The organism is Micromonospora sp. NRRL B-16802 (assembly GCF_001279555.1).
Classification (GTDB): Bacteria; Actinomycetota; Actinomycetes; order Mycobacteriales; family Micromonosporaceae; genus Micromonospora; species Micromonospora profundi.
The window spans coordinates 73,018-83,763 of the sequence record NZ_LGEB01000061.1 but is presented as its reverse complement, the minus strand read 5'-3'; the positions used below and the strand labels follow the sequence as shown (position 1 = coordinate 83,763).

Below are 10,746 nucleotides of genomic sequence, written 5' to 3'. Positions count from 1 at the left end.
GGGCAGGGTCGGGGCGGGTAGGGGGTGGGTGGTGAGCGCGGTTCTGCTGCGCGGGTTCGGGTGGCGGCACGCTGGGCGGCGCGCCTGGGCCGTGCGCGGGGTTGACCTGCGGGTGGAGGCCGGGGAACGGGTGCTGCTGCTCGGACCATCGGGGGCCGGCAAGAGCACGCTGCTCAGCGCCCTGGCCGGGCTGCTGCCCGAGGACTCCGGCGAGCAGGAGGGCACCGTCGAGATCGACGGGCTCGACCCGCGCAAGGGCCGGGAACGCGTCGGCATCGTCTTCCAGGACCCGCAGACCCAGTTGGTGATGGCCCGCTGCGGCGACGACGTCGCGTTCGGTCTGGAGAACCGGGGCGTACCGACTGCCGAGATCTGGCCCCGGGTCGACGAGGCGCTGCGTCGAGTCGGCTTCCCGTACTCCCGGGACCGCAACACCGCCGCACTCTCCGGCGGCGAGCAGCAACGCCTCGCCCTGGCCGGCGCCCTGGCCCTGCGCCCCGGCCTGCTGCTGCTCGACGAACCGACCGCCAACCTCGACCCGGCCGGCGCCGACCTGATCCGACAGGCGGTGGCCGGCGCCCTCGACGCGGACACCACGCTGATCCTGGTCGAGCACCGGGTCGCCGAAGCGCTGCCACTAGTCGACCGGGTAGTCGTCCTGGAACCCGGCGGCGGAGTCCGCGCGGACGGCCCACCCGAGGAGATCTTCGCCGCGCACGGCGCCACCCTCGCCGACGAGGGCGTCTGGGTGCCGGGTCACCCTGTCGTGCCCCGGCCAGCGACCGCCACCCCGGGGGATCTCTTGCTCACCGCCGACCGGCTCGGCCTGCCACCCCGGCTGGGCCCCACCAATCTGGGGGTACGCGCCGGCGAAGCACTCGCCGTACGCGGACCGAACGGCGCCGGCAAGTCGACCCTGGCGCTGCTGCTCGGCGGTCTGCTCAAGCCGGGCACCGGCCGGGTAACCGCGTCCGCCGAGCTGGCCGGGTCGGACCACCGCACTCCCCCGCACCGCTGGCGGGCACCCGCGCTCGCCAAGCGGATCGGGTCGGTCTTCCAGGACCCGGAGCACCAGTTCGTCACGAGCACCGTCTTCGACGAGCTGGCGCTGGGTCCGCGCCGGACCGGTCAACAGGAGTCGGCCGTCAAGGACACCGTGGCAGAACTGCTGGAACGGCTGCGGCTGACCCGGCTCGCCGCTGCCAACCCGTACACCCTCTCGGGTGGGGAGGCGCGGCGGCTGAGCGTCGCGACGGCCCTGGCCACCGCGCCACGCCTGGTGATCTGCGACGAACCCACCTTCGGTCAGGACCGGCGGACCTGGCGGGAACTGGTCGACCTCTTCGCCGACCTGCGCGACGCCGGGCACGGCATCGTCACGGTCACCCACGACGCGGACTTCGTCGCCGCGCTCGCCGACCGCACCGTCACCCTGGAGCGACAGTGACCACGTGGGGTGAGAACCGCGGCGGCGGCCCTGCCCGGCCGCACCGCCACCCGGTAGCGACCGCGACCACCCGGGACGCCGATCTCGGCGGCGCTGCCCGACCGCGCGACCCGGGAGCGACCGCGCCGACCCGAGGTGACATCCGATGATCAGCATCGAGCCGGTCGCCGCTCCCGGCGCACCGCTGGCCCGGCGGAACCCGGTGGCGAAGGTCGCCGCCGCGCTGGTCTTCTCGTTCACCCTGCTGGCCACCCTGGACCCGGTGGCCCCGGCCATCGCCATCGCCGTGGAACTCGCCGTGCTGCCGCTGTTCGGCGTCCGCTACCGGGTGCTGGCCCGGCGGGCCCTGCCACTGCTGCTCAGCGGCGCCGGCATCCTCGTAACCCTTGTGCTGTTCGCCGCCGACAGGTCCGGCCGGGTCCTGCTGGACGTCGGACCGGTGATGGTGACCACCGGCGTCCTGCTCACCGCGCTCGGCCTTATCCTGCGGGTGTTCGCGGTGGCCCTGCCCGGCGTAATCGTCTTCGCCACCACCGACCCCACCGATCTCGCCGACTCGTTGATCCAGAACGCGAAGGCGCCGCCCCGGTTCGCCATCGGGGCGCTGGCCGCATTCCGGCTGGTACCGCTGCTCGGCCAGGAGTGGCAGATGATCAGCATGGCCCGGAGGGCACGCGGCGTCGACGCCGGGCGCAATCCCGTGGCGAAGCTGCGGCTGTTCGCCTCCACCGCGTTCGCGCTGCTGGTCGGGGCGATCCGCCGGGGCACCCGGCTGGCCGTCGCGATGGACGCGCGCGGGTTCGACGCCGACACACCACGTACCGTCGCCCGCCGCCAGCGCTTCGGCCCCGCCGACGGACTGCTCATCGCCGGGGCTGTCGTCCTGGCCGGCGGCGCCCTGACCGTCAGCGTCCTGCTCGGCACCTTCCGCCCGTTGATCAGCTGAGCGCGCCGCTGCATCGCGCGGCAAGATCCGCACAACATCAGGGATGTAGTGCCCTCGCTGCCAGACGAGGCCACTACATCCCTGATGTTGTCGTCACCGTCCGCCGGGCGGCGTCCGCGTCCGCTGCGCGCGGGCGACGCGCGGCACGCGACGCACGGCACGCGACGCACGGCCCGCAGTGGGCGGCCCACGCCGGACAGCGCGCGGCGGGGCGGGATCGGTCAGCTACGGCGGAAGGCGTAGCGGCGCGGTTGGCCGGCCTGCTGACTCTTGCCACCGGAGCGGCCTCCGCCGCCGTGCGGCGGTCCGGCCGTCGGTGCCGCAGGTCGTCCGGCCGCCTTCGGCAGGTCGGCCACCGTCGGCGCGTCGACCGCGGCCGGCACGTCGACCGGCGGCACAAGCTCACCCAGCGCCACGGCCGGCACCGCCGGCTCGGCCAACACTGCCGGGTCGTTCGACACCGCCGGCTCGACCAGCAGTGCCGGCACCGCCGGGTCGACAAGCGCCGGCTCGACCGCGAGGCCGAGGTCGGAGCGGGTCGGCTGGAGCGGGCCGCGCTTGGCCGCCGGGTCGGTGCCGAGCGGCGTTGCTCTGGGGGTACGGGACTTCTTCGGGTTGCGCCTGGCAGGCATCCGGGCCTCCTTCGGTGCCGACCGTCACGGCCGGTCCCGCGCTCCGGCGGTCGGTCGGATCGGCTGGTGACCGTCGCAGCTCGACGGTCGAGATGGGGAAGAGACAGCTCACCGGGACCGCCAACCACCGAATGCGATGGCGAGTACGCGGACGCCCGGGAGCGCACGGACCGCGACGCGGGGCGGCGGGCCGGCTCGGAAACGGGGCGTCAGTAGCGCATGACCGCACACTATCCCGTGCTGGAGGCCGGCACGACCGGTTTTCCTGGCACGACCGGTGACAGGTGCTCCTGCACGATCGGTGGTGGCTGTCTGGCGCGATCAGTCACGGTTCCTGGCGCGACCGGTGGCGGCGCGACGCCGGGAGTGCCTGTCGTGCGGTTGAGCGCCCAGTTAGGCAACGGCGGGAGCTGAGCGGTATCAATCAGTGACCGCCTGTCGACCAGCGTTCCCGCACTGCGCGCAGCGCGATACCGTCGCAGCAGGACTGCACGACGGCGAGAGGTGGCAGCACGGATGGCTCAGCAGGCGACAGCGCAGATCGGCGTGACCGGGTTGGCGGTGATGGGTCGCAACCTGGCCCGCAACCTGGCCCGCAACGGTTTCACCGTGGCGGTGCACAACCGTTCACCCGAGCGCACCCGCAGCCTCGTCGCCGAGCACGGTGACGAGGGCACCTTCGTTCCCGGCGAGTCGATGGCCGACTTCGTGGCGTCGCTGGAACGGCCCCGCGCGGTGATCGTGATGGTCAAGGCGGGTGCGCCCACCGACGCGGTGATCGACGAGTTGGTGCCGCTGCTGGACGAGGGCGACATCATCGTCGACTGCGGCAACGCCCACTTCGCCGACACCCGCCGCCGGGAGGAGGCGCTGCGCGCGAAGGGGCTGCACTTCAGCGGCACCGGCGTTTCCGGCGGCGAGGAGGGCGCGCTGCTCGGGCCGAGCATCATGCCGGGCGGCTCCGACGAGTCGTACGCCAAGCTCGGTCCGATGTTCGAAAAGATCGCCGCCCAGGTGGAGGGCGTGCCGTGCTGTGTGCACGTCGGGCCGGACGGCGCCGGGCACTTCGTCAAGATGGTGCACAACGGCATCGAGTACGCCGACATGCAGCTCATCGCCGAGGCGTACGACCTGCTCCGGGCCGGTCTGGGCGCGAAGCCGGCGGAGATCGCGCAGATCTTCCGCGACTGGAACGAGGGCGAGTTGGGCTCGTTCCTCATCGAGATCACCGCCGATGTGCTCGCGCACACCGACGCGGCCACCGGCCGCCCCTTCGTGGACGTCGTGCAGGACCGCGCGGAGCAGAAGGGCACCGGACGGTGGACCGTGCAGAGCGCCCTGGACCTGGGCATCCCGATCACGGGGATCGCCGAGGCGACGTTCGCCCGCTCGCTGTCCGGGCACGTCGACCAGCGCGAGGCGGCACGTCGGGCGTTCCCCGACACCGGTGACCAGTGGCAGGTGACCGACCGGGACGCCTTCGTCGAGGACGTTCGCCGGGCGCTGCTCGCTTCCAAGATCGTCGCGTACGCGCAGGGCTTCGACCACATCCGCGCCGGCAGCCAGGAGTACGACTGGAACATCGACCTCGGCGGCACGGCGACGATCTGGCGGGGCGGCTGCATCATCCGCGCCCGTTTCCTCGACCGGATCCGTGAGGCGTACGACGAGCAGCCCGACCTGCCGACGCTGCTGGTGGCGCCGTACTTCGCCGAGGCGGTCGGTGCCGGCGTGCCGAGCTGGCGCCGGGTGGTGGCCGACGCGACCCGGGCCGGGGTGCCGACGCCGGCGTTCTCGTCGTCGCTTGCGTACTTCGACGCGCTGCGCGCCGAGCGGCTGCCCGCCGCGCTGATCCAGGGCCTGCGGGACAATTTCGGGGCGCACACCTACCAGCGCGTCGACCGCGAAGGCTCGTTCCACACCCTCTGGGCAGGCGACCACACCGAGTCCCCGGCGTAACCACCGCTCCCTGCTCCCTGCTCCCTGCTCCCCGCTCCCTGCTCCCCGCTCCCCGCTCCCCGCTCCCCGCGATCTTGCACTTTCGGACCTCGGAACGCGGCCTATGCGCCGTTATGACCGGGCAGAAAGTGCAAGATCGCGGGGACGGGCCTCAGGCAAGAGTTGCGTGCATTTCCCAGACCAGGATTTCGGCTGGCTCGTCGGCGGTTACCCTCCGGCCGCCGGTCCTTGTGAGTCGGGCCGCGTCGCCGGTGCCTAGCGGACCGCTGCCCTCCAGGGTCACCGTGCCGTTGGGCACGTACAGGTGCACGAAGGGCGCGTCCGGGAGGGTGACCTCGTCGCCGGGGGTGAGCCGGGCGGCGTGCAGGGTGGCGTACCGGTTGCGGATCCTGATGGCGGACGCGCCGTCGTAGCGGTCCATCCCGGAGGCGACCGGCACGAGACCGCCCCGCAGCAACTCGTCCTCGATCTCCAGCTGCTCGTAGCCAGGCTCGATGCCCTGTTCGTCGGGGAGCACCCACATCTGCACGAAGTGCACGGGGTCGTTGTGCGGCTCCTGGTGGTTGAGCCGCCAGGCGTCGTTCTTCTCCGAGTGCAGGATGCCCGTGCCCGCGCTCATCCGCTGCGCCAGACCCGGGTAGATCACTCCCGAGTGGCCTGTGGAGTCCTGGTGCACCAGGGAGCCGCGCAGCACCCAGGTGATGATCTCCATGTCCTGGTGTGGGTGCGTCTCGAAGCCGGCGCCGGGGTGGACGACGTCGTCGTTGTTGACAAGCAGCAGACCGTGGTGGGTGTTGGCCGGGTCGTAGTGCCGGGAGAACGAGAACGAATGCTTGGAGTCCAGCCAGGAGATCCGGGTGGCGAAGCGGTCTTCGGCGCGGCGCAGGTCGACCGCAGGTGCGGGCGCGGTCACCAGGCCCGCTGACCGGCGTCCGGGGTCGACGGCGCCCAGGTCAGCGCCGGGTCGCCGGTGGCCAGCTCGGCAATCTCACCGGTACGCACTTGGGGCGTGTGGCCGAACTCCGCGCAGTGCTGCTCGGCGATCTCGGCGCAGATCTCGGCCACCTGCTCGCAGAGCGGATCACCCAGGTCAGCCGCGTTCAACGCCATGATCATCTTGTACCGGAGATCCCGCATCTCCACCCCCGCACGACGGCGTACGTCTCCGCCCGACCCTACCTCCGCCCCACCGCCCCCCACCTCGAAACAACCGACCACCCCGAACGCCAAAGAAGCAAACCCGCCCTCGCCCTCGACCCCGACCCGCGCCCCAGGCCCGCGCCAAGCCCTCACGGCGTCGATCATGGAGTTGTGGTGCCTGATTCAAGGCTATAAAGGGCTTTTGTGAGGCACCACAACTCCATGATCGACCGTGCGTGGTGGGGCGGGGCGGGGCGGGGCGGGGCGGACGAGTGGACGCGAGCGAGGACGGGAGCGCGACCGAGAGCGGGCGCGAGTGCAAGCGGAGCGGGCGCGGGGCACGAGCAGGCGCGGGGCACGAGCAGGCGCGGGGCACGAGCAGGCGCGGGGCACGAGCAGGCGCGGGGCACGAGCAGGCGCGGGGCACGAGCAGGCGCGGGCGAGTGAGGCACAGGGGCGGGGCCGCGCGGTGAGCAAGGTCGGCATCGTTCGAGTCGCGGACACGCGAGGTGGACACGCGAGGTGGACGCACGAGGTGGACACGCGGCTTGGGGGATATGGTGCGGCGCCGCCTCCGTGGTGCGGGGGCGGCGCCGGGGGTAGAGGGGTCACCAGAGGCGGCGGCGCTTCGCCTTCTGCGGGCGGATCATGTCGGCGCCCTTGGTGAGCATCCGGGTCAGGCCGGAGGAACCGCGCCGGGCCTCCAGGGTGTGGCTGAGGCGGCGGGCACCGGCCGCGGCCACTGGCACCGCGATCGCCATCACCGCCCACTGTGCAATGCGCTTCTGGATCATGTGGGTTCACCTCCGTCAGTGGCTCCTAACGTTCCTGGTACCCACTGTGACGTGCCGGTAAGCCTCTCAGCCCACCGGGGCGACAGGGTTGGGCAGCGCGCCTCCGAAGCGGCGGTCCCGCTGGGCGTACAGCTCGCAGGCGTACCAGAGGTGTCGGCGGTCGAAGTCCGGCCAGAGCGTGTCCAGGAAGACCAGTTCGGCGTACGCGGTCTGCCAGAGCAGGAAGTTGGAGATCCGTTCCTCCCCGGAGGGGCGCAGGAACAGGTCCACTTCCGGGATCTCCGGGTGGTACAGGTATTTCGCCACGGTCTTCTCGGAGACCTTCGCCGGATCGAGCCGGCCGGCGGCCACGTCCCGGGCGATCGCGGCGGCGGCATCGCCGATCTCGGCCTGCCCGCCGTAGTTGACGCAGAACTGGAGGGTCAGCGTCGAGTTGCCCCGGGACATCTCCTCGGCGGTCTGCAACTCGGAGATGACGCTCTTCCACAACCGGCCGGGCCGGCCCGACCAGACCACCCGGACACCGAGGTCGACCAGCTGGTCACGGCGGCGGCGGATGACATCGCGGTTGAAGCCCATCAGGAACCGGACCTCGTCCGGTGAGCGCCGCCAGTTCTCGGTGGAGAACGCGTACGCCGACAGGTAGGGGATGCCCATCTCGATGGCGCCTTCGATGGTGTCGAAGAGGCTGTGCTCCCCCGCCTCGTGGCCCTTGGTGCGGGGCAGCCCGCGTTCCTTGGCCCACCGGCCGTTGCCGTCCATCACCACTGCCACGTGCTTCGGCACCGCCTCGGTGGGCAGCGCCGGCGGCCGGGCACCCGACGGGTGCGGTGTCGGTGGCGTCGGCTCACGCCGGCCGGCCCTCGTCGATCGAATCACTCGGCTCTCTCCCTGTTCGCACCGTCCACCCCGGCCGCACCGTCACGGCGTGGCCGAGGCGCCACGGCCCCGGCGTCGTCGTCCGGCAGCGGGGCCGAGCCGGCCGCCGAGGGACCCCGATCGACCAGCGGCAGCGAGCGTAGCGCGCGTTCCAGGTGCCACTGCAGGTGCGCTGCGACAAGGCCGCTGCACTCCCGGCGTACACCGGTCTCGGTGGCGTCGGCGACCACCCAGTCGCCGGTGGCCAACGCGGACATCAGGTCGATGGTGGCCGGCGCGGGGTGGGCCGCGCCGGGTGGCCGGCAGTCCGGGCAGACGGCGCCGCCGGCCGGCACGGAGAACGCGCGGTGCCGCCCGGGGGTGCCGCAGACCGCGCAGGCGACAAGCGCGGGCGCCCAGCCCGCAAGGGCCATACCCCGCAGCAGGTACGCGTCGAGCACCAGGGTGGTGGCGTGCTCGCCCCGGGACAGCGCCTTCAGGGCGCCCACTGTGAGCTGGAACAGTCGCAGCGAGGGCTCCCGCTCGACAGGCGTCAGCCGCTCGGCGGTCTCGGCGATCGCGCTTGCCGCCGTGTAGCGGGAATAGTCGCCGAGGAACCGCTTGCCGTAGAGGTCGATGCCCTCGACCTGGCTGACGGTGTGCAGCGAACTGCCGTGGTTGCCCTTGGGGTCACCGGCGAGTTGGAGGTCGACGTGGCCGAACGGCTCCAGTCGGGCGCCGAACTTGCTTGTGGTGCGCCGGACGCCCCGGGCCACGGCGCGCAGTCGGCCGTGCCGGCGAGTGAGCAGTGTGATGATCCGGTCGGACTCGCCGAGTTTCTGCACACGCAGCACCACCGCGTCGTCGCGGTAGAGCTGTCGGCGATACCCGGCCATCGGGCCATTCTCCCTCGGGGTGCGAAATCAGGGTTGGTTCGGGGTGGAAGCGCGGACGAACCCCGATGCGGAGGGCGGGTCACCGGCCGTAGCGTCCTCGCCATGGCACCACAACGGATCATCGCTGCCCCTCGCCGCCGCACCACCACGGCCGTCTCATTGGGGTTAGCCACCACCCTCATCCTGCTCGCCGGGTGCGACAACCTGGCCTTCCGGCGGCTCGACTTCGACGACACCGAAGCCGCGAAGATCACCAACATCCAGGTACGGGGTGGCTCCGGCGACGTGGTGGTCCGGGGCACCGGCCCGGACACCGAGGTACGGATCAAGCGGGTGGTGCGTTACCAGGGCGGCGAGCCCAAGGCGCGGTACGAGATCAAGGACAGCGAACTGATCCTCGACAGCGACTGCGGCAACCGGTGCAGCGTCTCCTACGAGGTGACCGCTCCGCCGGGCGTGATCGTGGAGGGTGAGGGCGGCTCCGGCAACGTCGATTTGAGCCAGGTCGGCGCGGTGAAGCTGCGGTGGGGTTCGGGCGAGGTGCGGGTCGCCGGGGTCTCCGGGGCGGTCGACGTGGAGACCGGCTCCGGCAACATCGAGCTCAGCGAGGCCAGCACGTCGGTACGACTGCGTGCCGGGTCCGGCAACGTCAACGCCCGCAGGATCAGCGGTGCCACGGATGCCGAGGCCGGCTCGGGCAACGTCACCATCGAGTTGGAGACGCAGGTCTCGGCCCGGGTGCACACCTCCAGCGGAAACGCCACGCTGCTGGTGCCCTCCGGCAGCTACCGCGTCCGCACCAGCACCGGCTCCGGCGAGACGGAGGTCACAGTCGTCAACGACCCGAACTCGTCGGTGGTGCTGGACGGGTCGACAGGCAGCGGCAACGTCATGATCAGCCAGCGTTGATCTCGGCGCCGGAGCGCGGCTGCGGGACAGGCGACCGACCCGTCGGCTCGGCGGTCCCCGGGCTCGGCAGGCCTGCGGTTGGCGGGCCTGCCGAGCCTGCGCCGGCCGGGATCGACGGGCCTGCGCTGGGCCGGCTCGACGGCTCGATCGGTTGCGGCGAGCCGGCGGGGATCAACTCCGGGCGGCGGCGGGCGGCGACGTCCTCGACCCAGCCGACGGCCAGAGTGACGAGCCCGACCAGCACGAAGACCAGCAACACCCGGATGGCGAGCCCCAGCGGGTCCTGGTGGGACCGGCCGACGACGTCGACCAGCGGGGTGAGGGCAACCACGAACGGCATGTGCCAGAGGTAGATGGTGAGCGCCCGCCGGTTGACCACCGTCACCGCCCGGTCGGCCAGCCGGCTGCGCTCCAACCAGGCCATCCCGGCCGGCCCGCGACCCAGGGCGATAAGGATGAACGCCGCCGACCAGAGGGCGTTACCGAGGTGGTTGTCGTTGAGGTCGTACCCCCGGGGGCCTGGATGGGTGACCAGCCAGGCCCCGCCGGCCAGCGCGAGAACCGACGCCAGCGGGTAGAGGATGCGACCGGCGAGCCGTCGCAGCATGCCGGCCTGGTGGGCGAAGCCGAGCATCCAGGCGCCGAAGTACAACCCGAACTCGCGCAGCACCGGCGAGGGCGCCTGGTAGATGCCGGCCTCGATCGCCAGCAGCAGCAGGTACGGGGCGAGCAGTGTCGGCAGCGGGGCCTTGCGGAACAGCCAGAACGCGATAGGCGAGGCGAGCACGAACCACAGGTAGTCGCGCAGGTACCAGATGACGCTCAGCGCAAGGGCACCCCAGTTGTTTGCCGGCGGGTCCGCGATCGGGAACAGCCACAGCAGCACCCGGGGCGACAGCGACAGGCCGGTGAACAGCATGGCCGGCACGAAGACCACCGCCAGCACCCACAGCGACGGCAGCAGCCGGCGCAGCCGACGACCGACAGCGGCCGGGCCGGAGCGGGTGAGTGAGGCGGCCATCAACGAACCGGCCAGCGCGAACATCACCGACATGGCAGGGAAGACGAGGGTGAGGGACGCCCATCCGGTGACGTGGTAGACGACAACACGGACGATGGCCAGGAAACGGAGCAGATCGAGATACCGGTTGCGCATCAGCCTGCA

11 protein-coding genes are annotated in these 10,746 nt (G+C 72.0%); 4 read left to right on the top strand and 7 right to left on the bottom strand.

Annotated elements, in window-relative coordinates:
* The first annotated feature begins 31 nt into the window (after window positions 1–31).
* The gene (locus tag ADK66_RS16330; RefSeq protein WP_053656159.1) at window positions 32–1,447 is read left to right on the top strand and encodes an ABC transporter ATP-binding protein; all 1,416 of its coding nucleotides are present in this window, start codon (window positions 32–34) and stop codon (window positions 1,445–1,447) included.
* A gap of 145 nt (window positions 1,448–1,592) precedes the next feature.
* Window positions 1,593–2,393 (top strand): energy-coupling factor transporter transmembrane protein EcfT, encoded by an 801-nt coding sequence (locus ADK66_RS16325; protein WP_053656135.1) that lies wholly within the window; start codon window positions 1,593–1,595, stop codon window positions 2,391–2,393.
* Between the two features lie 221 nt (window positions 2,394–2,614).
* Here ADK66_RS16325 and ADK66_RS16320 read toward each other — a convergent pair whose 3' ends face one another.
* Entirely contained in the window at window positions 2,615–3,025 is a 411-nt protein-coding gene (locus ADK66_RS16320; RefSeq protein ID WP_053656133.1) for a hypothetical protein, read from the bottom strand.
* A 516-nt stretch (window positions 3,026–3,541) separates the two neighbouring features.
* On the opposite strand from ADK66_RS16320, the gene gndA reads away from it, so the two are divergent.
* The gene (gndA, locus tag ADK66_RS16315; RefSeq protein ID WP_053656131.1) at window positions 3,542–4,984 is read left to right on the top strand and encodes an NADP-dependent phosphogluconate dehydrogenase; all 1,443 of its coding nucleotides are present in this window, start codon (window positions 3,542–3,544) and stop codon (window positions 4,982–4,984) included.
* Between the two features lie 151 nt (window positions 4,985–5,135).
* Here gndA and ADK66_RS16310 read toward each other — a convergent pair whose 3' ends face one another.
* From ADK66_RS16310 to recO, 5 genes are all read right to left on the bottom strand, one after another.
* The gene (locus ADK66_RS16310) at window positions 5,136–5,897 is read right to left on the bottom strand and encodes a pirin-like bicupin family protein (RefSeq protein ID WP_053656130.1); all 762 of its coding nucleotides are present in this window, start codon (window positions 5,895–5,897) and stop codon (window positions 5,136–5,138) included.
* Window positions 5,894–6,121 carry a hypothetical protein gene (locus ADK66_RS16305; RefSeq protein WP_053656157.1) on the bottom strand — a complete coding sequence of 76 codons (228 nt, stop codon included), beginning with the start codon at window positions 6,119–6,121 and terminating at the stop codon, window positions 5,894–5,896. The genes ADK66_RS16310 and ADK66_RS16305 overlap by 4 nt, the downstream gene beginning before the upstream one ends.
* A 611-nt stretch (window positions 6,122–6,732) precedes the next feature.
* Window positions 6,733–6,918, bottom strand: coding sequence for a hypothetical protein (locus ADK66_RS16300; RefSeq protein ID WP_053656128.1), 186 nt, complete (start codon window positions 6,916–6,918; stop codon window positions 6,733–6,735).
* A 66-nt stretch (window positions 6,919–6,984) separates the two neighbouring features.
* Complete coding sequence (locus ADK66_RS16295; RefSeq protein ID WP_053656126.1) at window positions 6,985–7,797, bottom strand: isoprenyl transferase; 813 nt, start codon at window positions 7,795–7,797, stop codon at window positions 6,985–6,987.
* Complete coding sequence (gene recO, locus ADK66_RS16290) at window positions 7,794–8,672, bottom strand: DNA repair protein RecO (protein ID WP_053656124.1); 879 nt, start codon at window positions 8,670–8,672, stop codon at window positions 7,794–7,796. Before recO ends, ADK66_RS16295 begins: the two co-directional genes overlap by 4 nt.
* A gap of 102 nt (window positions 8,673–8,774) precedes the next feature.
* Between recO and ADK66_RS16285 the strand changes: the two genes are divergently transcribed.
* The gene (locus ADK66_RS16285) at window positions 8,775–9,581 is read left to right on the top strand and encodes a DUF4097 family beta strand repeat-containing protein (protein ID WP_053656122.1); all 807 of its coding nucleotides are present in this window, start codon (window positions 8,775–8,777) and stop codon (window positions 9,579–9,581) included.
* Here ADK66_RS16285 and ADK66_RS16280 read toward each other — a convergent pair.
* Window positions 9,568–10,737, bottom strand: a complete 1,170-nt coding sequence (locus tag ADK66_RS16280; RefSeq protein WP_053656120.1) for an acyltransferase — start codon at window positions 10,735–10,737, stop codon at window positions 9,568–9,570. The two genes, ADK66_RS16285 and ADK66_RS16280, sit on opposite strands and share 14 nt — an antisense overlap.
* Window positions 10,738–10,746 lie beyond the last annotated feature (9 nt).

Excerpts from the sequence above, each read along its gene's own strand:
- ADK66_RS16325 (WP_053656135.1), top strand. The coding sequence starts at position 1,593 with ATGATCAGCATCGAGCCGGTCGCCGCTCCCGGCGCACCGCTGGCCCGG.
- ADK66_RS16320 (WP_053656133.1), bottom strand. The coding sequence starts at position 3,025 with ATGCCTGCCAGGCGCAACCCGAAGAAGTCCCGTACCCCCAGAGCAACG.
- gndA (WP_053656131.1), top strand. The coding sequence starts at position 3,542 with ATGGCTCAGCAGGCGACAGCGCAGATCGGCGTGACCGGGTTGGCGGTG.
- ADK66_RS16305 (WP_053656157.1), bottom strand. The coding sequence starts at position 6,121 with ATGCGGGATCTCCGGTACAAGATGATCATGGCGTTGAACGCGGCTGAC.
- ADK66_RS16300 (WP_053656128.1), bottom strand. The coding sequence starts at position 6,918 with ATGATCCAGAAGCGCATTGCACAGTGGGCGGTGATGGCGATCGCGGTG.
- recO (WP_053656124.1), bottom strand. The coding sequence starts at position 8,672 with ATGGCCGGGTATCGCCGACAGCTCTACCGCGACGACGCGGTGGTGCTG.
- ADK66_RS16285 (WP_053656122.1), top strand. The coding sequence starts at position 8,775 with ATGGCACCACAACGGATCATCGCTGCCCCTCGCCGCCGCACCACCACG.
- ADK66_RS16280 (WP_053656120.1), bottom strand. The coding sequence starts at position 10,737 with ATGCGCAACCGGTATCTCGATCTGCTCCGTTTCCTGGCCATCGTCCGT.